The sequence below is a fragment of the Streptomyces sp. NPDC006872 genome (assembly GCF_040635845.1).
Lineage (GTDB): Bacteria > Actinomycetota > Actinomycetes > Streptomycetales > Streptomycetaceae > Streptomyces.
In genome coordinates this window covers 755,318-776,669 of sequence record NZ_JBEYIL010000002.1, presented here as the reverse complement: position 1 = coordinate 776,669, position 21,352 = coordinate 755,318, and the positions used below count along the sequence as shown (strand labels likewise).

General features: G+C 70.6%; 15 protein-coding genes. 3 read left to right on the top strand and 12 right to left on the bottom strand.

The genetic code is table 11. From position 1 onward, the window contains the following. Positions 1 to 6 precede the first annotated feature (6 nt). A complete protein-coding gene (locus ABZ725_RS08465; protein ID WP_358801959.1) occupies positions 7 to 2,424 on the bottom strand; it encodes a diaminopropionate ammonia-lyase in 2,418 nt (805 codons plus the stop codon). 121 nt (positions 2,425 to 2,545) lie between these two features. On the opposite strand from ABZ725_RS08465, the gene ABZ725_RS08460 reads away from it, so the two are divergent. The 3 genes from ABZ725_RS08460 (at position 2,546) to ABZ725_RS08450 (ending at position 6,968) form a co-directional block, all read left to right on the top strand. Then, a complete protein-coding gene (locus ABZ725_RS08460) occupies positions 2,546 to 3,466 on the top strand; it encodes a LysR substrate-binding domain-containing protein (protein ID WP_358801958.1) in 921 nt (306 codons plus the stop codon). A 160-nt stretch (positions 3,467 to 3,626) separates the two neighbouring features. Further along, positions 3,627 to 4,667, top strand: a complete 1,041-nt coding sequence (locus ABZ725_RS08455; protein ID WP_358801957.1) for a LacI family DNA-binding transcriptional regulator — start codon at positions 3,627 to 3,629, stop codon at positions 4,665 to 4,667. Positions 4,668 to 4,940: 273 nt separating this feature from the next. Next, positions 4,941 to 6,968, top strand: coding sequence for an RICIN domain-containing protein (locus ABZ725_RS08450; RefSeq protein ID WP_358802078.1), 2,028 nt, complete (start codon positions 4,941 to 4,943; stop codon positions 6,966 to 6,968). A gap of 78 nt (positions 6,969 to 7,046) precedes the next feature. Here the strand turns inward: ABZ725_RS08450 and ABZ725_RS08445 are convergent, their stop codons facing one another. The 11 genes from ABZ725_RS08445 to ABZ725_RS08395 all read right to left on the bottom strand — a co-directional run bounded on the left by ABZ725_RS08445 (position 7,047) and on the right by ABZ725_RS08395 (position 21,323). Beyond that, positions 7,047 to 9,401, bottom strand: a complete 2,355-nt coding sequence (locus ABZ725_RS08445) for a glycoside hydrolase family 3 N-terminal domain-containing protein (protein ID WP_358801956.1) — start codon at positions 9,399 to 9,401, stop codon at positions 7,047 to 7,049. Between the two features lie 123 nt (positions 9,402 to 9,524). Continuing rightward, positions 9,525 to 10,448, bottom strand: coding sequence for a carbohydrate ABC transporter permease (locus tag ABZ725_RS08440; protein WP_358801955.1), 924 nt, complete (start codon positions 10,446 to 10,448; stop codon positions 9,525 to 9,527). Continuing rightward, entirely contained in the window at positions 10,445 to 11,296 is an 852-nt protein-coding gene (locus ABZ725_RS08435) for a sugar ABC transporter permease (RefSeq protein ID WP_358801954.1), read from the bottom strand. The genes ABZ725_RS08440 and ABZ725_RS08435 overlap by 4 nt, the downstream gene beginning before the upstream one ends. Positions 11,297 to 11,343: 47 nt before the next feature. Beyond that, on the bottom strand, positions 11,344 to 12,633 hold the full coding sequence (locus ABZ725_RS08430) for an extracellular solute-binding protein (protein WP_358801953.1): 1,290 nt from the start codon (positions 12,631 to 12,633) through the stop codon (positions 11,344 to 11,346). Positions 12,634 to 12,908: 275 nt separating this feature from the next. Further along, positions 12,909 to 14,567 (bottom strand): DHA2 family efflux MFS transporter permease subunit, encoded by a 1,659-nt coding sequence (locus ABZ725_RS08425; RefSeq protein ID WP_358801952.1) that lies wholly within the window; start codon positions 14,565 to 14,567, stop codon positions 12,909 to 12,911. Positions 14,568 to 14,716: 149 nt separating this feature from the next. Beyond that, positions 14,717 to 15,694, bottom strand: a complete 978-nt coding sequence (locus tag ABZ725_RS08420) for an MBL fold metallo-hydrolase (protein WP_358801951.1) — start codon at positions 15,692 to 15,694, stop codon at positions 14,717 to 14,719. 135 nt (positions 15,695 to 15,829) lie between these two features. Continuing rightward, complete coding sequence (locus ABZ725_RS08415; protein ID WP_358801950.1) at positions 15,830 to 16,789, bottom strand: PDR/VanB family oxidoreductase; 960 nt, start codon at positions 16,787 to 16,789, stop codon at positions 15,830 to 15,832. A gap of 257 nt (positions 16,790 to 17,046) precedes the next feature. Then, complete coding sequence (locus ABZ725_RS08410; RefSeq protein WP_358801949.1) at positions 17,047 to 18,114, bottom strand: 2-oxoglutarate and iron-dependent oxygenase domain-containing protein; 1,068 nt, start codon at positions 18,112 to 18,114, stop codon at positions 17,047 to 17,049. A 76-nt stretch (positions 18,115 to 18,190) separates the two neighbouring features. After that, positions 18,191 to 19,135: a sugar phosphate isomerase/epimerase gene (locus ABZ725_RS08405; protein WP_358801948.1), complete on the bottom strand. Its 945-nt coding sequence runs from the start codon at positions 19,133 to 19,135 to the stop codon at positions 18,191 to 18,193. A 29-nt stretch (positions 19,136 to 19,164) separates the two neighbouring features. Continuing rightward, the gene (locus ABZ725_RS08400) at positions 19,165 to 19,773 is read right to left on the bottom strand and encodes a nucleoside deaminase (RefSeq protein WP_358801947.1); all 609 of its coding nucleotides are present in this window, start codon (positions 19,771 to 19,773) and stop codon (positions 19,165 to 19,167) included. Beyond that, positions 19,770 to 21,323: a GMC oxidoreductase gene (locus ABZ725_RS08395; protein WP_358801946.1), complete on the bottom strand. Its 1,554-nt coding sequence runs from the start codon at positions 21,321 to 21,323 to the stop codon at positions 19,770 to 19,772. Before ABZ725_RS08395 ends, ABZ725_RS08400 begins: the two co-directional genes overlap by 4 nt. Positions 21,324 to 21,352: the final 29 nt, after the last annotated feature.

Here is a 21,352-nt window from a genome sequence, read left to right as displayed (position 1 = left end):
GCCGTGTCAGTCCTGGCCGGCCAAGCGCAGAAGCGTGCCCGCCAGGACGTCGACGCCGTGGGCACAGACTTCGGGGGTGGAGTACTCGCGGGGGTTGTGGCTGATGCCGTCGTACTCACCGCGCACGAAGATCATGGCGGTGGGGCAGAGCGCGGCGATCTCCTGGGCGTCGTGGCCGGCGCCGGAGAGCAGGGAGATGTGCTCCAGGCCGTGCTCGTCGGCCACCTGCGCGATGACCTTCTGCACCTCGTCGTCGAAGGGGACGTAGGCGGTCCTGGCCATCCGGCGAGTGGTCAGCGACAGACCCCGCTGACTGCCCTCCAGCTCGCCGAGGAACGCGGCCAGGGCCTCCTCCGCTCGGGCCATCTGGGCATCGTCGGGGTTGCGCAGGTCGACCGTCAGCTCGGCGCGGTCCGGGACGATGTTGGTCAGGTCCGGGTGGACGACGAGGTGGCCGACGGTGGCCCGCAGGTCGCCGTACTCGCCGGAGTCGACCAACGCCCGCAGATGAACGATGATCTGCGCGGCCGCGAGGCCCGCGTCGGCGCGCAGATGGGTGGGGGTGGTGCCGGCGTGGGCGGCGCGGCCGTGGATGGTGATCTCCTGCCAGGAGATGCCCTGCACACCGGTGACGACGCCGATCTCGACGTCGTTCTCCGCGAGGACGGGGCCCTGTTCGATGTGGCACTCGACGTAGGCGTGCGGCGGGGCGAGGCGTGCATCGGTCCGTCCGTCGAAGCCGGTACGGGCGAGTTCGCCGCCGAGGGTGCGGCCGTCGCGGTCGGTCAGCGCGTGGGCGTACTCCAGGGTGAGGCGGCCGGCGGCGACGGCGCTGCCGAGCATGTCGGTGCCGAAGCGGACGCCTTCCTCCTCGGTGAAGACGGCGACCTCGATCGGGCGGCGGGTGGTGACGCCGCGCTCGTCGAGGGTGCGGACGACCTCGATGCCGCCCAGGACGCCGAGACAGCCGTCGAAGGCGCCGGCAGTGGCCACGCTGTCGATGTGCGAGCCGGTCAGCACCGGAGCCGCGGCGGGGTCGCTGCCCTCGCGGCGACCGTAGACGTTGCCCATCCGGTCGATGCGAACGGCCAGGCCGGCCTCTTCCATCCATTCGATGACCTGACGACGGCCGGCCGCGTCGGCGTCGGTCAGGGCGAGTCGGTCGACACCGCGCAGACCGGTGCGCTCGTCGTCGTACGCGCCGATCTCGGCGAGGTCCATCAGGGACTTCCACAGACGGTTGCCGTTGACGGTGATCGGGTCGGGGGCGGGCGTCATGAGCCGTCTCCCGGAGGATGTCGGCAATGGCCGGTGCGCGGCGTGCGGGTTGGCGGCCGTGCCCTCGGTGCTCAGCAGGACGACCACCGAGGACGGGCCGAGCCCCAGCGCCGTACGGCGTTCGTCGGCGCCCGCGCCGGTGAGCACCGCGCGCAGACCTGCGAGTGTCGCGGCCCCGCAGGGACCCGAGGAGACGCCGAGGGCCGCCAGATCGACGGCCGCGCGGGCACTGGCGGCATCGGGGACGGCGACAGCGGCGTCCAACCCGCCGTACAGGTAGGGCCAGGCGATGCTGGACGGGGTGCCGCAGTTCAGTCCGGCCATGGCGGTGTCGCCGGTGGTGACGCTGACGGGTTCGCCGCGGATGAGGCTTTCCAGGACGCAGGCCGCGGTCTCCGGCTCCACCGACAGCAGGGCCGGAGCGTGCCCGCAGGGGCGGCTGCGGTAGTGGGTGATCACGGCCTGGGCCAGTGACCCCACGCCCACCGGTACGGAGACGAGGTCGGGTCCCTCCACGATTCCCTCGGCCGCCAGTTGCTCGTCGATCTCGGCGCACAGAGTGGAGTAACCCTCGACGATCCACCCCGGGATCCGCTCGTAGCCCGCCCAGGCGGTGTCCTGGACCAGGACCGCGTCCGACCCCGCGGCCGCCTCGGCCGCCAGACGCACGGCCTCGTCGTACGGCCCCACGACCTCCGTGACCGTGGCCTGCTCGGCGACGATGGCCGCCACGGCCTCCGGATGCACCCCCTGTGGGACGAACACATGGGCGCGCTGCCCGAGCAGACGGGCCGTGCGGGCCACCGCCCGGCCGTGATTGCCGTCGGTGGCGGTCACCAGCGTGACCGGGCCGTGTGGTTCGCCGCTCGCGGCCCGCTCGGCAAGGGTGCGGTGCACCGCCCAGGACGCACCCAGCGCCTTGAACGCGGGCAGCCCCAGACGGCTCGACTCGTCCTTGACGAAGACCCGGCCGACGCCCAACTCCACTGCCAGCGACGGGAGTTCGGGCAGCGGGGTGGGTGAGTAGGCGGGCAGCGAGGAGTGGAAGTCCCGGACGTCGGCAGGTGCGGGTGCACACCGCCAGCCACGGGCACCGGGCCGTACGGTCCACGGCAGCACATGAAGGGAATCGAGGTTCTCAGACACACGAACAGGGTCCGACGCGGACCTGTAATCGGTCCAGCGAATGTTTCCGACCTATACTCGTCGAAAAAACCGACCATTGGGCACCCCGTCGCTCGCCGACGGCAAGGAGTGAGGGCCGCCGATGTTCGATCTGCACCGACTGCGTCTGCTGCGCGAACTCAAGCACCGCGGCACCCTGGCGGCCGTCGCCGCCGCCCTGTCGTACGCGCCTTCCTCCGTCTCCCAGCAGCTCTCGCAACTGGAAGCCGAAGTCGGCGTCCCGTTGCTGGAGCCGATCGGGCGCCGGGTGCGGCTGACCGAGCAGGCCGAGATCCTCGTCGCCCACACCGAAGCGGTCCTCGAGCGCCTGGAGCGCGCCGAGGCGGACATCGCCACCTCCCTCGCCGATCTGACGGGCACACTGCGCATCGCCTCGTTCCAGACCGCCGCCCTGGCCCTGATCCCGACCGCACTCAGCCTGCTGCGCGACCTGCACCCGGCTCTGCGCGTCCACGTCACCCACATGGAACCGGAACAGGCCCTGCCCGCCCTGCAGGCCCGCGACTTCGACCTGGTCCTCGCGGAGGAGTACCCCGGCAACCCCAACCCACGGCCCGCCGAACTCGAACAGGAGGACCTGCTCGACGACCCCCTCCGCCTCGCCCTGCCCGACACGGGCGACAGCCCGGACACCGACGGCCCGACGGATGCCTTGCGCTCGCTCGCGGACCGCCCCTGGGTGATGGAGCCCGAGGGCACACCTGCCCGGCACTGGGCCATGACCCTGTGCCGCAACGCCGGCTTCGAGCCCGACGTTCGATTCGAGACCACGGACCTCCTGCTCCACCTCCGCCTCGTCGAGCGGGGGCACGCCGCCGCCTTCCTGCCCGACCTCGTCTGGAGCGGCCGGCACCCGACCGTCCCGCTGCGGCAGCTCCCCCGCGGTCAGCGCGCACGCCGCGTCTTCACCGTCGTACGTCGCGGCCGCAGCGGACATCCCGCCATCCTGGCCTGCCGCAATGCCCTCTCGCGGGCGGTCGCCCTCGACTCCGGCCAGGCGTAGGGCAGCACAGCCCACCGGCGCCAAGGCCCTTTACGGCAACACAACAGAGCGCTCCGGTCTTGCCTCCCCGTGTCGGGTCCCGTTACCTTGCGGCGAGTTTCTGACCAGGTACGCGGTGCGGTCCGGCGCATCGGTGTCCGGCGAGCGGAACGGGCATCGGGTGACAGGTCGAGGCAAGGGCCGGCAGGAGGCGCAGCACGGTCTGCTGACGAACATCGCCGCCGAGGCGGGGGTCTCGCTCAGCACCGTGTCCAAGGTGGTGCACCGGCGCCGGGACGTGGGCGCGGCGACCCGGGACCGGGTCGAGGAACTGCTGGCGCGGTACGGGTACGTCCGCCCGTGGGAGCGGGATCCCGCGACGCCCCGGCAGATCATCGTCGTCTTCCGCGATCTGTCCGGCCCGTACACGCTGGAGGTCGCCCGGGGCATCGTGGACGCGGCCGGTGAACTCGGCATCGACGTGGTCACCGGGACGACGAGCCGGCGGTCGATCTCCGGGTGGCTGGAGGAGTGCGTGGCGCTCGGCGCGGCGGGGATCGTGATCGTGATCTCGATGCTGGCCGAGGACGACCAGCGGCGGATCGTCGAGCAGCGGCTGCCGGTGGTGCTGATCGACCCCCTCAGCGCTCCGTCCGAGGACATCCCGAGCATCGGCGTGACGAACTGGAGCGGAGCCCGGGACGCCGTCCAGCACCTGCTGGAACTGGGGCACACCCGGATCGGCATGGTCGCGGGCCGGTCGCACTCCCTGGCCGGGGCGGCGCGCGTGCACGGCTACCGGGCCGCGCTGGAGGAAGCGGGGATCGCCTACGACCCCGCGATCGTCCGCTCGACCGACTTCGACTACACCGAGGCGCTCGCCGCGAGCCTGCAGATCCTGCGGGCGGACGACCCGCCCTCGGCCGTCTTCGCAGCCAGCGACGCGCAGGCCCTCGGTGTGCTGGAGGCGGCCCGTCAGCAGGGGCTCGCCGTGCCGGACGATCTGTCGGTCATGTCGTTCGACGACACGCTGGTCGCGGCCATGGCCTGCCCGCCGCTGAGCGCGGTGCGCCAGCCGTTCGAGGAGCTGGGGCGCGAGGCTACCCGGGTGCTGATGGATCTGGCCCAGGGCCGGCCGCCCGCGTCCCCGCGCATCGAACTGGCGACGGAACTCGTCCTGCGGACCTCGACGTCCGTACGCCGCCGAGTCAATACCCCGTAACCCGCAATCGCGCGAAACCCTTTCGCAATGTGCCGGTGACAGTGCGGTGTCGCTTGCGAATACTGGCGTCCTCCCTGCACCCCCGTGCATCCCCATTCAAAAGGAACGCCGTTGAAAAGATCCTGGGCGCGAAAGGCTTTCGCTTCGGCGACCGCCTTCGGTACAGGCGTGGCATTCGCCGTCGCCTCCGCGACAAGCGCGTCGGCATATCAGCCGAGTACCGCGAATCTGTATACGGCGACCAACACCGCCGCGTGCAACAAGAGCCCCTGCGTGCTCTACCCGAAGTCGGCCCAGCTGCCGGACGGCCGGATCGTGGCCACGTTCGAGGACAGCGAGAGCGCTCCGGTGGGCCAGACGATGCCGGTCTACAAGAGCGACGACGACGGCACGACCTGGTCGAAGCTCACCGACGTCAAGGCCCCCGCCTATATGTCCAGCGACTCCCAGTACGCCAAGTACACGAGCAACTGGACCAACCCGTATCTCTACGTCCTCCCGCAGGACGTCGGCTCGCTGAGCGCCGGCACGCTGCTGCTCGCCAACATCGTCTCGGGCGACGACTACTACTACCAGGAGCAGAAGGCCGCCAACTCCAGTTGGACGCCGTCCGCCGACGGCGACCGCAAGGACGTGGCGCTCGCCCTGTACGCCAGTACGGACAGCGGTGCGACCTGGAGCTTCAAGAACATCATCGCGGCCGGCGGGTGGCAGGGCGGCAGCGCGGGCAGCATCGGCCGCGTCTCCACGGCCAACACCGCCGCCCAGGTCGATCCCCTCTGGGAACCGCACCTGCTCGCCCACAACGGCAAGCTGATCGCCTACTACTCCGACGAGAGGGACTACACCGGCTACGACACCACCACCGGCGCCCCGACCCTCGACCCGGCCAACGACACGGCGACCGACTCCGGCGGTCAGGTCCTCCTGCACCGGACCTGGGACGGCGGCAGCGGCACGTCCTGGAGCAGCCCGGTCGTGGACGTCCCGGGCTCGACGGTGAACATGGGCGGCGGCAAGACGGAGATCGGCGGCGGCCGTCCGGGCATGACGACGATCGCCCCGACGACCGACGGCAAGTGGCTCCTGACGTACGAGTACTGGGGCGGCGGCACGAACGTCCGCTACCGGATCTCCGACGACCCGACGAAGTTCTTCTCGGCCACCGACGCCGCGATCACCTCGCTGCCGGTGCCCTCGGGCGGGAACACGCTGTCCACCGGCGGCAGCCCGGTCCTCCTCCCGATGCCGGACGGCCGGATCGTCTACAACGCCTCCGGCAGCGGCGATGTCTGGGTCAACGAGTCCGGACTGTCCACCGGCACCTGGAAGGAGTACAGGACACCGATCGCCGCCGGGTACAGCCGCAACCTGCAGTACGTCGACGGCACGGGACGGGTCCTGATCCTCCAGGCGTCCTGGGGCGGCGGCAGCGTCGGCCCGGTCAAGTACGCCGAGGTCGACCTCGGCCGCTCCGACGGCGCCTACTACAGTCTCGTCAACCGGCTGACCGGCCAGGTCCTGAGCACCGCCTCGGCGAAGACGCAGGACGCGAGCTACACCGGGAACACCCCCGACCTCGTCCTGGGCGCTGCGGACTCCACCGCCACCACCCAACGCTGGCACCTGGCCGCCAAGGGCAGCAACGTGACGCTGCTCAACAAGGCCGGGGGCCGCGCGGTCGCCATCTGGACCGGCAGCGCCACGGCCGGGCAGAAGCTGGCCCAGTGGGTCGACGACGGAGCCACCGACAAACAGTGGACCCTCGTCTCCTCGACCAGCGGCTACTACAAGCTGCGCTCGGTCCTCAACACCGGCCTCTACATGACCGGTACGACGGCGGGCGGCTCCGTCACGGTGGCGGCCTCGACCACCGACGGCTCACAGGACTGGCAGCTGGTCCAGGACCCGCTGCCCACGGCCTCGACCTTCACCCTGAAGGGCGCCTACTCCGGGCGCTGCCTCGACGTCCCGAACGGCCAGACGGGCGTCCAGGTCCAGATCTACGACTGCTCGGGCAACGCCAACCAGACCATCACCCAGACCACGGCCGGCGAACTGCGGGTCTCCGGCAAGTGTCTGGCCGCCGACGGGGACGGCACCACCGCGGGCACCAAGCTGATCCTGTGGACCTGCAACGGAAAGACCAGCCAGCAGTGGTCCTTCCGGGTCGACGGCACCATCGTCAACCGCTCCAACGGCCTGGTCGTCGACGTGACCGGCTGGGGCACGGCCAACGGTTCGAAGGTCCAGCTGTGGACCGGGCTGGGCAACGCGACCCAGCAGTGGAGCCGAAGCTAGCTCCTGACCAGGACGAACAGAAGGCGGCGCCACCGGATCCACCGGTGGCGCCGCCTTCTCACGCTCGTCTCCCCCGACTCACTCCCGTTCGACGGTCACGGGCACGCCGTGGTGCCGTATGACCGTCGCGTCCCGCTCCTCGCCGACGAGCCGGACGGCGTCCCGTACCGGCGTGTCCAGGCTGGAGGAGCCCGCGTGGAGCAGGATCTCGCCGGGCTCGACGATACGGCGACCGTCCAGACCGGTGAAGGCCAGGCGGTCGGTGTGGACGTGGAAGCGGACCGTCGCCCGCTCGCCGGGGGCGAGAGCCACCTTGGCGAAGCCGAGCAGGAAGCGCACCGGCCGGGTCACCTGCGCGACCGGGTCGACCGCGTACAGCTGGACGGTCTCGGCGCCCGGGATGCTCCCCGTGTTCCGCACCCGCGCACTGACCGTGAACTCCCCGTCCGTGGCCACCGTTTCACGGTCGACGGCGAGCAGGTCGATCTCGAAGTCGGTGTACGACAGCCCGTGCCCGAACGGGAACGCGGGCGTGGGGTCGAGGTTGGACAGAAAGCTCTGTCGGTCGCCGAGCGGCGGGTGGAGGTAGGTGTACGGCTGCCCGCCCGGCGAGGTGGGGATCTGCACGGGCAGCTTGCCGCTGAAGTTGGCTCGCCCGGACAGGAGTCGGGCCACCGCCCGGCCGCCCTCCTCCCCCGGCAGGAACACCTGCACCATGGCCGCGGCGGCGGACGCGAACCGGCCCACGGCGTAGGGTCGGCCGCTGTTGACGACCAGCACGACGGGCTTCCCCGTCGCCGACACCGCCTCGATCAGCTCCTCCTGGACGCCCGGCAGCCGCAGGTCCTCCACGTCGCAGCCCTCGCCCGAGGTGCCGATGCCGAACATGCCCGCCTTGTCGCCGACGACCAGGACCGTGAGGTCGGCGGCGGCCGAGACCGCCACCGCGGCCGGGATCCCGGAACGGTCCTCGTCCCGGATCGGGCAACCCGGCGCGAACTCCCACTGCACGGACGGGAGTTCCTCTGCGAGCGCGGATCGCAGGGAGATCGCCTCGACGCCGTTGCCCAGGTCGTCACGGTCGGCCAGGACGTGGTTGGGGAAGCTGTAGCAGCCGAACATGGTGCGTACGTCGTCGGCGCAGGGGCCGATCAGCGCGATCCGGCCGGTGGTCGGGAGCGGCAGGGTGCCGTCGTTCGACAACAGGACGGCGCTCGACTGCGCCACGGCGTGGGCCAGCCCGCGGCTCTCCGCCTTGTCCAGGTCGAGTTCGCCCGCGCGCAGGGCGGGGGGCCGCGGGTCCCAGTCAGGGTCCAGGAGCCCGAGCTCGATCTTCTGCCGCAGCACCCGGCGTACCGCACGATCCACCAACTCCTCGTCCACGAGACCCTGTTGTACGACGTGGACGAGGGCGTCACCGAATCCGCGCTGGTCGGGCAGTTCGACGTCCATCCCCGCGCCCAGGGCGAGTGCCCCCGCGTCGGGCAGGTCGGCGGCGACCCGGTGGGCGCTCACCAGGAAGGGCAGGGACCAGTAGTCGGAGACGACGGTGCCCTCGAAACCCCACTGCTCGCGCAGGACTTCGGTCAGCAGCCATCGGCTGGCGGCGGGGGCCTCGCCGTCGATCTCGGCGTACGAGTTCATGACCGAGCGCACGCCCGCGGCGACGAGCCGTTCGAAGGGCGGCAGGAGGACGTCGAAGAGTTCACGGCGGCCGGCATGCACGGGGGCGTGGTTGCGGCCGCCCATGGAGGCGGAGTACCCGGCGAAGTGCTTGAGGGTGGCGTACACGCCGGCGCTCTGCAGCCCGGTGACATACGCCTCCCCCATCTCCCCGACCAGGTACGGGTCTTCGCCGTAGGTCTCCTCGCAGCGGCCCCAGCGGTAGTCGCGGATCACGTCGACGACCGGGGCGAGTCCCTGGTGGACGCCGGCCTCGGCCATGTCGGCGCCGATGGCCGCGCCGACCCGCCGGATCAGTTCCGGGTCGAAGGTGGCCGCCATGCCGAGCGAGGTGGGGTAGATCGTCGCGCCGTAGGCGGTGAAGCCGGTCAGGCACTCGTCGTGCGCCATGGCCGGGATGCCGAGCCTGCTCTGCCCGACGATCTGCCGCTGGCGCTCGGCCAGGGCCCGGGAGTGCTCCAGAGCGGGCCGGGGCAGGGTGCCGTACGGGCGGGTGAGCTGGCCGAGGCCGTGCCGGGCGGTCTCGGTGAGGTCGCCGACCCGGTCGAAGATGCTGGTGCCCGGCGCCACTTCCGGGCCGGCCGGTTCGACGTCCTCCCAGGCACTGCTGAGCTGGGCGACCTTCTCCGCGAGGGTGAGGCCGGCGAGGAGGGCCTCGACCCGGTCGGGGGTCGGCAGGGTGGGGTCGGTCCAGGGTCGGTCGTCCTCCTGCTGGGGGGTGCCGCCATGGTCCGGGACGGTGGTCGTCATTCACGACTCCTCGGGGATTGCGCATGTGCTCGCGAGGCGGCGCGCGGGGTGTGCGTGGGCACGCCGACGGGGCCGGGCGCACTGCCCGGCCACGGCTCGGAGCGAACTGCTTGCTGAAGTGGGTTACTTGGAGAAACCGGCGGTGAGACCGGCGACGAGCTGGCGCCGGGCGAGGATGAACAGCGCGAGCATCGGCAGAGTGGAGAGAACGACTGCGGCCATCGTGGCCGGTACGTCGATGCCGAACTGGCCCCGGTAGAGGGTCAGCGCCAGTGGCAGCACGGCCTTGTCGCCGCTCTGGGTGAGGATGAGCGGGAAGAGGAAACCGTTCCAGACCTGCAGTCCGTCGTAGACGGCGACCGTCATCAGCGCCGGTCGGGCCAGCGGTGCCGCGAGCGAGAAGAGCATGCGCCAGTCGCCGGCGCCGTCGACGATCATCGCCTCGAACAGCGAGCGGGGGACGTCGCGCAGGAAGCTCACCAGGATCATCACGGTGATCGGCAGCGCGAACGCCGCCGAGGGCAGGACGATGGCGAGCAGGCTGTCGTACAGCTGCATCCTGATGATCAGCAGGTAGACCGGGATGATCACCGCTTGGAGCGGGATCGCCAGGCCCAGCAGGTACAGCCGGAAGGACACGCGGGAGAGGCGGCTTCCGGCGCCGCGGACGATCGCGAAGGCCGCCATGAGGGCGAAGGCGACGGTCAGGGCGACTGCCGCCACGGTCACGATCACGCTGTTGAGCAGGTAGGTCGTGAAGTCACCGGCCAGGACGGTCCGGTAGTTCTCGAGCGTCGGGTGGCCGGGCAGGGCCAGTGGGCTGTCGGCGGTGAAGTCGCCGCGGCTGCGCAGACTGGTCACCACCAGCCAGTACACGGGTACGACGACGATCGCGGTCCACAGGAGGGTGGCGCCGCCGGTGAGGGCACGGCGTACCGCGCCGACGGCCGTGCGGCGGCGGGCGATACCGGGACGCGGGGGTGGTGTCGGCGGTTCGCCGCCGGTTGCCGTACGGGAGTGGCGGGCCCGGGTGACGGTGGTGCTCACATGCCCTCCTGCCGGCTGTCCATCCGGGTGAAGCCGGACAGGCGGGTGGTCAGCAGCGACAGGCCGAGGCCGAAGACCACCAGGAGGGTGGCGACGGCGCTGGCCCGGCCCATGTCGTGGGCCTGGAATCCGGTGATGTACATGGCGAGGGGAAGGACCCGGGTGGCGGTACCGGGACCGCCGGTGCCGCCGGACAGCACGAAGATCAGGTCGAAGTAGGTGAGCGAGCCGACGAGCATGAGGGTGCTGGAGGTGACCATCGTGTACTTCAGCTGCGGCAGGGTGATGTGCAGGAAGCGGGCCGTCGGCCCCGCGCCGTCGAGGGCGGCCGCCTCGTACAGGGCCGTCGGGATCTGCCGTATCCCGGCCTGGTAGAGCAGGGCGTGGAACGGCACGAACTGCCAGGCGATCACGAAGATCACCGTGTACAGGGCCAGGTCAGGCGAGCCGAGCAGCGGCTTGGCCAGCCAGTGCAGCCCGGGCGTGGCGCCGATGCCGAAGGACGGGTCGAGCAGCGCCTGCCAGGTCAGGCCGATCGCCACGGCCGAGAGCAGCAACGGCAGGAAGAACAGCACGGCGAACAGCGCCCTCGCCCTCCCCCTCGGCGCCTGGAAGACACCGAGGGCCAGGGCGATCGGCGTCTGGACCAGCCAGCTCACCGCCATCACCTTGACGGTGAGCCCCATCGCCTGCCAGGTGGCGCCGTCGGTCAGGACACCGCTCCAGTTGGCCAGGCCCGCCCAGCCGATGGAACCGAGGCCGTCCCAGCGGGCGAGGCTGAGCGCCATGACCCCGACGAGGGGGACGAGCCCGAACAGGCCGAAGAGAAGGAGTGCCGGGGCGGCCATGAGGAGGCCGGCGCCTCCTCTTCGGCGCGCCGGGGCGGCGGTGACTGTCACGACGCCGCCTTGCTCATGTTCGTGCCGAACTCGGCGGGCGAGATCTGGCGCAGGAACGACTTGTCCGTGTTGGTCAGCAACGGGTCGGCCTGGTCGGACGGCAGGGCCTGGTCCCAGGAGAGCTGGAAGCCCGGCGCGTCCTCCACAAGGTTGTAGACGAAGGTGAGCCACGCCTTGTCGGACGACGACTCGACCGCCGCCAGCTTCGACTCCAGGCCCTTGACCGGTGGCACGCTGCCGGCGGCGAGGTAGGCGTCGACCTGGGAGTCGTCGAGGACGTAGTCCTTCAGGTACGTGAGGGCCGCCGACTTGTTCTTGGTCGACGAATTCAACGACAGGAAGTTGGAGGGGTTGCCGACGATGCTCTTCGGGTCGCCGGCTCCACCGGACAGCGACGGGAACGCGGTGTAACCGAGATCGCCCTTCAGGAAGTCGGGATCGGCCTTGGCGATGTTGGCGTACTCCCAGGTGCCCATCACCTCCATCGCCGCCTTGCCGGTGTAGAGCAGGGCGGTGGAGGCGCCCTGGTCGTAGCTGACGGAGGAGGCGTTGTCGCCGAAGGCGCCGGCCTTCGTCAGGTCCTGGAGGTACTGGTTGGCCTTGGTGACCGACGGGTCCTTCCACGCCGAGGCGTCACCGGAGGCGATCTTCGTGAACACCTCGGAGCCGCCGGCGCGGTCGAGCAGGTACTCCAGGTACATCAGGGTCGGCCACTTGGAGTTCGCCGCGAGGGAGAGGGGCACCACGTCCTTCGCCTTCAGCTTCTTCACGGCCGCCAGCAGGTCGTCGTACGTCTTCGGCGGCTCGACGCCCGCGTCGGCCAGCACCTTCTTGTTGTAGTAGAGGACGACCGGGGCGAGGCCGTTGGCGGGCACGCCGTAGACCTTGCCGTCGAAGGTGGCGCTCTGCATGACGCTCGGAGTGAACCGGTCCGTGTCCGCCCCGGTCTGCGTCAGCGCGTCGACCTTGCCGGCCTTGACGTAGTCGTTCAGTGCTCCGCCGCCCCAGCTGAAGAAGATGTCCGGGGCCTGGTTCGCGCCGAAGGCGACGCGCAGCTTCTGCTTGTAGTCGTCGTTGGCGAACAGCCGCAGGGTGATCTTCTCGTCCGGGTGGTCCTTGTTGTAGGCGTCGACGGACTCCTTGAGGATCGTCTGGTCGTTGAGCGCCCACATCGTCAGGCCCTTCGCGGACGAGTTCGCAGACGATCCGGCCGGCCCCGAAGTCCCGCACGCGGCAAGGCCCATGGCCGCCGTGAGCGTGACGGCGGACGCGACGACGCGTCGCATTCTGGGGCTTCCGGAATGTCCGTAGACCGGGATTCTCCGCATGCTGTGCCTCTCTTCTTTCCACATGCCGTCGTTGAGCAAGGCAGATCGGGGCCGATACGAAAGGCTTTCGAAAACCCCACTGCCGAACGGCCTGCCTGCTGGCCGGGACACTGACACGGAATTCACGACCGGGACAAGGACAGGAAATACCTCGGTTACGAAATACTTTCGCGAACCTGTCCGCCTCGGGGAAAGCAGGGCGTCTCCCCTCGGGCGCTGGGCGCTGTCCGGAGTCAGCGACCGGGGTGCGCGCCCAGGCGGCCGGCGGTCGGTGCGCCCTTGACCTCGCCGTGCGCCGCCCCGGTGCGCCGCATCGCGGCGGCCGCGAGTGTGGCGAGGACGAGAACCGCGACCAGGGGGATCAGGGTCTCCTTCGAGGCCTGGGTGAGTCCGCTCCGTGTGGCCTGGTCGGCGAGTTGCCCGGCCTGGCCGGCCAGGTGCGCGGGCAGTCCCGACAGCGCGTGCGCTTCGCCCCCACCGGCCGGGCTGCTCCCGGCCGCCTTGCGCATGTCGTCCAGAAAGGCCGCCCGGTAGGGGGGCGGGAGTCGGGCGGCCGCCGTGTTCGCCTCGGCGGCCACGTTCGCCGCGATACGGGCCTGCAGCAGTACGCCGATGGCCGCGCTGCCCAGGACCGCGCCCAGCTGGCGGGCGGTGAAGAAGATGCCGGAGGCCGCGCCGCGCAGCTCGGCCGGTACGGAGCCCATGGCCACGCTGTTGACGGGGACCAGCACGAAGCCCATGCCGAGGCCCGTCAGCACCAACCCCGGTATCAGCTGCCAGGCCGGAAGGTCCGCCCTTGCCTTGACCGCGACGACGCCGAGGCCGCCCGCCATACCGAACAGGCCTGACATGACAAGGTACTTGCCGCCCACGCGGTCCGAGAGGCGGCCGATGAACGGGCCCATGGAGGCGGAGACGAGGGCCATGGGCGCGGTCAGCAGGCCGGCCTCGGTGGGCGACAGACCCAGCGCGGACTGCGGGTAGATCACCAGCGGCAGGAACATGCCGGTCATGGCGAAGCCGATGGCGGCCGTGGTCAGGGTGGCGGCGGAGAAGTCGCGGTTGTTGAAGACGCGCAGCGGGACCAGCGGTTCATCGCGGTTGACGCGCTGCCAGATCACGAAGGCCACCAGCAGCGCCACACCGGCGGCGATGACCTCGAACACGGTGAGGGGGCCGAGCAGCCGACCCCAGTCGTACGTCTTCCCGTTCTGCACACCGAACACGATCAGGAACAGCCCGCCGCCCGACAGCAGGATGCCCGGCACGTCGAAGCGCCGCGCGTGACCGAGGCGCAGGTCCGGCACGACCAGCAGGCTCAGGGCCAGGGCGAGGACGCCGACCAGGACGTTGACGAAGAAGATCCACTCCCAGCCGAGGCCGTCCACCAGTACGCCGCCGAGCAGCGGGCCGGTGACGGTGGCGAGGCCGGACACCCCGCCCAGGACGCCCATGGCCCTGCCGCGGTCACCGGCCGGGAACAGATGGGTGATGAGGGTGAGGGTCTGCGGGGTGAGCAGGGCCGCGCCCAGGCCCTGGAACGCACGGGCGGTGATCAGCATTTCCACGCTGCCGGACAGCCCGGCGGCGAGGGCGGCGCCGGTGAAGACCGCGAGACCCGCCACGAAGACCCGTCGGGGGCCGTAGCGGTCGCCGAGCCTGCTGGTGAGCAGCATGGGGACGGCGTACGCCAGCAGGTAGACGCTGTTGACCCAGACCACCGCGTTGAGCCCGGTGTCGAGACTGCGGACCATGGTGGGTACGGCCACGGACACGATCGAGGTGTCCACCACGATCATGAACAGGCCGAGGGAGAGGGCGGCCAGTGCGGCCCAGGGGCTGGTGGAGGGGGCCGGACGTCCGGTCGTCGGTGCGGTCGCTGTGTCCGTCAATGCTCTGCCGACCTCGTGGTTCTCGGGATGGTGGTGGGTCCGGTCACGGCCCGGCCCGGCCTCGGGGGACGTGGTCGGGCCGGGCGGGCCCAGGAGCGGATCTCGCTGTCGCCCCTGAGCCCGGTGAGGATTGGTCCGCGTTCAGCGCGTCAGTAGCGGACCGCCCCGTAGTCGATCTCCTCCTCGGGGTAGGTCGCGGCGCGGCGGCCGAGGCCCCTCATGCGTTCGCGCATCTCGTCGGCGGGGAGGTGGTGCAGATCGCCGTGGCCCGGCAGCACCCACTCGAAGGTCAGCTCCTCGGCCCCGCGGGCCACCGACTCGGCGAGCGTCCTGATCGAGTCGTAGACGACGCTGTGGGCGACTTCGAGGGTCTGCTGACCGTTCGACCAGAAGAACGCGTCGCCGGTGAAGCAGTACTTCTCGTCCGCGATGAAGAGGGTGCTGCCCTCGGTGTGGCCGGGGAAGGGGTGTGCGATGACGCCCGGCCCGATCTCGACCGGCTCGGTCCCGCGGATGATGTGGTCGGCGGAGGGCAGGGAGTGCAGGTCGCCCTCGTGGATCCACAGGCGTGCGCCGAAGGCGTCGGCGTACTTGCGGGCGTGCGCGACGTGGTCGAGGTGGGTGACCAGGACGTCCGTGACCCTGCCGACCTTCTCCTCGTACCGGCGGGCGAGCGCGGGCCGCCAGCGCGGGGTGTCGATCATCATCGCGGTGCCGTCGGGGCGGCGCACGAGGTAGGAGGTGGCGCCGTAGGTCTGCGGGGAGGCGTGCCCGCAGAGCCAGACGACCTCGTCCTCGTCCAGCGGTTTCGGGTACGGGTCCGAGTCGGCGTCCCACCGGTCGGCCGGCGGGTGGACGGACCGGGTCGGGCAGGCGTGCGCGGCCATGTACAGCTTCTCGACGTCGGCCTCGGTCTCGGGCTGGCGGATGACGGTCGACAGACCGCCGTACTCGCCGCCCTCCTTGAAGCCGATCATGCCGGGGGCGAGCTGACGGGCGATGTTGCAGTTGAGGCAGCGGTCGTCGACGGACCAGCCCTCGCTCCGCGCGGGCACCGCCTCGGCGCCGTGCCCGGCCTGGGCCTCCTGCTCCGCCTGGGCTTCCTGCTCTGACTGAGTCGTGCTCATGACGTCACTTTCTTCGGGTTGTCGTGCTGGTCGTCGTGCTTGAGGTGGGTGTCGAAGAAGGTCTCGATGCGCCTCCACGCGTCGGCGGCGGCATCCGGGTCCTGGTACGGGCGAGTCGGCGGCCGCGAGCGGCGGTCAGAGATCGAGGACCAGCCGGGGCCCGCGCGAGCGGGAGACGCAGATCATCATGATCTCGTTGGACTCCCGCTCCTCCGCGCTGAGGACGGAGTCGCGGTGGTCGGGCTCACCGTCGAGGACCTCGGTCTCGCAGGTGCCGCAGATGCCCTCGGCGCAGGAGGAGAGCGCTGCCACGCCGGCCTCTCGCACCGCGTCCAGCACGCTGCGCTCCGGCGGCACCTGGACGGTGATCCCGGTGCGGTCGAGCACGACTTCGAGGGCGTTCCCCGAACCCGTCTCCTGCGCCTGCGCCTGGAACCGCTCCACCTGGAGGGCCTCGGCCGGCCATTCCCGGCACCGCTCCTCGACCGCGGCGAGCAGCGGCTCCGGGCCGCAGCAGTAGACCAGGGTGTCGGGGTCGGGGACGCCGAGGTGACTGTCGAGGTCGAGCAGGCCGTGCCGGTCCTGCGGGTGTACGGCCACGGCGTCGCCGTACCCGGCCAGTTCGTCGAGAAAGGCCATGGAGGAAAGGCTCCGGCCGCCGTACAACAGCCGCCACTGCGCCCCGGCGGCCTCGACAGCCGCCAGCATCGGAAGGACCGGGGTGATGCCGATGCCGCCCGCGATGAACAGGTAGCGCCGGGCCGGGCGGAGGGCGAACCTGTTGCGCGGCCCGCGGACCCGCACCTGGGTTCCGACGTGCAGCTTGTCGTGGACGTAGGCCGAGCCGCCACGGCCGTCGGGTACGCGCAGCACACCGATGCGCCACGCTGTCCGGTCGCCGGGTGCACCGCACAACGAGTAGTTGCGAACCAGGCCGCCGCCGAGCAGCAGGTCGATGTGGGCACCGGGCTGCCACTGCGGGAGCGGCTCGCCGTCGGGGCGACGAAGCGTCAGCACAGCTACACCGTCGGCGGCTTCGGATCGTTCCACGACGACGAGATCACTCTCGTACTCGCGATCGGAGGGGTTGCTCAAGATGGTGTCCCGCTTTCACAGGAGACGGAGCGACACCCACACTTCCGAAGCAGACTTCCGACGCATGGGCTGACGCTGAGACGTGTCAGGACATGGATCGCGCGACGGAAGGCAAGGCAACGGACGACGAGTTCCGTTGAAGAACATAGCGGATACACAGGCCCCTGCATTGCCGAATCGTTACGTTGACAGCGCACGGAGCGTCACATTCAGGCCATGCCTCCCTCGCCGTGGAGGACTACTTCTGAGGACGACTTCTACTGGGTGGCCGCCCGCGCGCGGGCGGCCTCGCGGACCGCGGCCACGTTCTTCTTGCCCTCCCGCGAGCCGTTCAGCTTCGCCCTGATGTGCTCGCGGACGGTGACCGGTTCATAGGCGAGACCGTGGTCCGCGTCGAGCAGGGCGGGCAGTGTCTCGATGACCGCGTCCGGGTTCCCGTCGTGGAAGAAGGCGGCCGAGCGGCGCCGCAGGATCGTCCCGTCGACGACGGGGGGTTTGACGCGGTGCAGCGTCGACATCCACCGGTCGTTGGTCAGCCGGGCCGTGAGATCGCCGAGGTTGACGAGCAGAGCGCCGTCCGCGGGCGCCACGTCGTGCCAGGCGCCGTCCCGGTCGAGCACCTGGAGCCCGGGGACCTGGTCGGCCCACAGCACGGTGACGATCCCGTAGTCGGTGTGCTCGCCCATTCCCATCAGCTCGCCGTCCAGGTCCACGGTGCCTTCGGGCAGGGCGTAGTTGTTCATGCGGAGCACGTCGATGGAATGTCCGGTGAGCGCCTCGAAGAAGTCCGGCGTCAGACCGAGGGCGTCCGCGAAGATCCGCGTCAACGTGCGTGCCACCCGCGAGGCGTGGCCGAAATAGGCCTCCACCCGGGACGTGAACGCCTCGATGTCCGGCCACACGTTGATCCCGAAGTCGTCCTCGGAAAGGCCGAGTTCGGGCGGGAAGGAACGCGCCTCGACACCGACGTTGAAGGCCTCGAAGAAGTCGTTCATCCGCGAGGCCGACTCCAGGCCCAGGCTCAGGCTGAGCGACTCGCTCTTCGGCGGGCTGTACCCGCGGTTGGCGCCGCCGTCGACGCGGTACGCCTTCTTCGCCTCCAGCGGCAGCGCGAAGAACGCGTCCATCGCCCCCTTCAGAGCATCGAGCGCACTCTGCGGAATACCGTGCCCGAGGACCTGGATGAACCCCACCTCGGCACACGCGGCATCGATCAGCCGTGCCACATGCCCCCGCTCCTCATCCGTGCCGTCGCCGACGTAGGGGGAGATGTCGACGGTCGGCACGGTGAACGTGTGCTGGGAGGCGGCAATGTGCGAATTCACTGTCCTACGTCCTTTCAGACTGTGGTTGTTCGGCGAAGGGCCGGGAGCCACCGCTGGGCGCGCCGGCCGACCCGGCTCAGGCGAGAAGCCCGACGTCTTGCCGTATCCCCTTCACCACGGCCGTCCCCGTCCGGAGCGCCGCGACGGGATCAGCCGCCTCGTCGAGTTCGATGAGCACGGTGTCGGCGCCGGGAGTGAGTGACATCGCGACGGCCCATGCCTTCCAGTCCACGATGCCCGTACCCAGTTCGGTCATGTAGGGCTGCTGTTGGGCGAAGACCGTTTCGTCGATGGTGAGTTCGACGTCGATCGGCTTGACCGCGTCCTTCCAGTGCGCCAGTGCGATGCGTGGGGAGTGGCGACGCGCGACGGCGACGGGGTCGCCTCCCCCGAGTGCGATGTGGCAGGAGTCGGGGCACAGCCACACGTAGCGCGGATCGGTCAGGGCCATGAACAGGTCGATGTCCCTCTCGTACCAGAGAGTGCTGTTGGACTCGGTGTGGAAGGCGAGCTTCACACCGTACTGCGCGACGGCCTCACCGACGGTGTGGGCGATGTCGGCCATCCGGGTCATGTACGCGGCGTCGACGAAGAAGGGTGGGCGCGTCCCGAACGTCGCACGCATGGGCAGCCCTGCGACGAGGAGTTCGGCGCCCACGTCGGCGAGGAAGGCCGCACGTCGCTCGGCGTCGGCGACTATCGCGGGCAGGCTTTCGCTGTCCCGCCAGTCGGGGCATTCGCTCTCGGCGATGAACGCGCTCACGACGGACAGGCCTCGGGCCTGCAACTCATGGCGGAACGACGGCGCGTCGCCGAAAGCGCGCAGGACCGAGTCGATGTCGCCAGGCGCGAAGGTCAGCTCGAGGCCGGTGACACCGGCCTCGGCCAACGCGTCCATCGTCCGGTCCCAGAAGCGCTCGGGGTTCTGGACGGCCCAGTCGCGAAAGGCGTCGGCGGATTCCAGGCCCCAGAACCCGGGGTGGTAGAAGGTCACGACGTCGGTGGCGAAACGTGGGGCCATGGTGGGTGTCTCCCGTCGGATCGGCGGTGTCATTCGGCGCCCGCGCGCGCGTTGTAGACGACGAGGCCGTCGGCGTCGACGGCCTTCCGGTAGCCGCGGAACACGGCGAGCGCCTCGTCCCGGAGCACGTCCCGTACGACCTCGATGCCGCGTGCCTGAAACTGCTCGGCCCAGTCCGCGCCGAGCGGGCCCTCGTCGAACGTGGTGATCTCCTCCAGTTGCGGGCCGTCGCCCGCGACCACGAGGCCGCGCACCCCGGACCACATCGCCGCGCCGTAGCACTGGATGCACGGACGCCAGTTCACCACCAGCTCGTGCGCCTGCATTCCGTCACCGCCGAGGTCCCAGCCGCCGGTCGCCGTCTGGGCCAGTCCGAGGGCGACGACCTCGGCGTGTGCGCTGGAGACGCCGGAGGCGAGTACGACGTTCACGCCGACCGAGACGATCCGGCCGGTGTCCCGCTCCGCGACGAGTGCCGCGAACGGGCCTCCGTTGCCCTCACGCCAGTTGCGGTCGGCCAGGCGGTGCACGAGGCGCATCCGGTCGTCGCGGTCGGGAACGACGGCGGGGACGGCGGCCAATTCGTCATCGATCCATGTCGGGAGCGCCACCCGGTATTCCTTTGCGATGTCGATCATGATCGGACTTCCTCTCGAGGTGCGGCGAGCGCGGCGAGCGCGGCGGTCCGTCCGGCGACGGCCCGGGCGGCCCGCACGGCCGTCACCGCGCCGGTCAGGGTGACATTGGCGGCCATCGCGGTGGGGATCACGCCGTTACCGGCGAGGTACAGGTTGTCGTAGCCCCACACCCGGCCCTCCGGACCGCACACGCTGGTGCCGTCGTCGACCGGGCCGGACCGGACAGTGCCGGTCAGATGCAACGACGAGCCGGGCGGGAGCAGCGCCCGTTCCGTCGCGGGATCGAAGGGGCCGAATTCCTCGGCGATCGACTGGATCTCGTCGAGGGCCCGGCAGAGCAGCGCGCGGTCGGCGTCGGAGTAGCCGAACTCGACACCGATCCGGGGCATCCCGGCCAGGTCGGTCTCGGTCGGCGAGAACACCAGCCGGTTCTCGGGGCGTGACTCGACGGGAACGTACAGCGACAGGCCCACGGAATGGGCGAGGGGGCGGCCGTCTCCGTCCACGTACGTTCGGTTCATGATCTGGCCGTGGAACGGCTGCGCCGCTCCGTTCTGGGGCAGCCAGAGCGAATCGGTGCTGAACTCGCCCGCCCGCGGCAGGGGCAGGTCGTCGGGATCGATGCCGAACCGGTCGGGGTCGAGCAGCACCCGGGCGGTGATGAACGCGTGCTCGTTGAGGTAGCGGCCCAGTGCCTGGGGCCTGATGCCCGAGGCGAACAGCAATTGCGGGGTGCGCAGCGCGTCGGCGCACACCACCACGGCGTCCGCGAGGAGCTGCGACTCGGCGCCGTCGGCGATGCGACGCAGCCGGGCACCGCTGACCCGGCCGTCCGAGACGATGAGGGCCGTCGCGAGCGTTCCGGTCAGCAGGGTGAAGGCCGGGTCCACGCCGGTCGCCATCGCGGGGAAGATCGTCCCTGGAGCTGTGCGCGGCATGGGGCCCGATGCCGACGCGGTGACGGCCATGGGCATCGGCTGCGGCCGTCGGTCGTCCGGTCCGATGCCGTCGAAGCGCCGGCGCAGTGCGTCGAGCACGATCCGGCCGACGTCGGTCGGGCCGATCGCGGTCGGGGTGACCGCGAGCAACCGGCGCGCGGTGTCCAGGTCCGTCGCCCAGCGGGCCGGGTCGCCGAAGTCGAACACCTCGTCCCCGGCGGGCCACGGCGTCGCGGCGGTCCAGTGCACCCCCATGCCGCCGGCGTTCCACGCGAGTGCTGTCGCGGGCATCGCCTCCGCGTCCTCGCCGAAGGCCAGCGCGTGGAACATACCGGGTGTCAGGGCGTCGAGGCTGTCCGCGACATCGCGCGCTATCTCGGCTCCGGTGTACATGCCTTGGATGCCGGTGCCGACCCGTTCGTTGTAGCGCGACCAGAGGGCCGGGTCGTCGACGTCGTGCAGGTGCAGGCCGGGGGCCTCGCCGATCGCGCTGCCTGCCTCGACCATGGTGATGTCCAGCGTCGGATCGGCGTCGCGCAGCAGTCTGGCCACGACTGATCCCATGATGCCGCTGCCCACGATGAGGACGTCGGTGCGAGTGGTGCCGGTCAAGGGGAGGCTCCTGTCCTGTACTGCCGCCT

Coding starts and splice junctions, on each gene's coding strand:
- ABZ725_RS08460 (WP_358801958.1), top strand. CDS start 2,546: ATGTTCGATCTGCACCGACTGCGTCTGCTGCGCGAACTCAAGCACCGC.
- ABZ725_RS08445 (WP_358801956.1), bottom strand. CDS start 9,401: ATGACGACCACCGTCCCGGACCATGGCGGCACCCCCCAGCAGGAGGAC.
- ABZ725_RS08435 (WP_358801954.1), bottom strand. CDS start 11,296: ATGGCCGCCCCGGCACTCCTTCTCTTCGGCCTGTTCGGGCTCGTCCCC.
- ABZ725_RS08430 (WP_358801953.1), bottom strand. CDS start 12,633: ATGCGACGCGTCGTCGCGTCCGCCGTCACGCTCACGGCGGCCATGGGC.
- ABZ725_RS08420 (WP_358801951.1), bottom strand. CDS start 15,694: ATGAGCACGACTCAGTCAGAGCAGGAAGCCCAGGCGGAGCAGGAGGCC.
- ABZ725_RS08405 (WP_358801948.1), bottom strand. CDS start 19,135: ATGGCCCCACGTTTCGCCACCGACGTCGTGACCTTCTACCACCCCGGG.
- ABZ725_RS08400 (WP_358801947.1), bottom strand. CDS start 19,773: ATGATCGACATCGCAAAGGAATACCGGGTGGCGCTCCCGACATGGATC.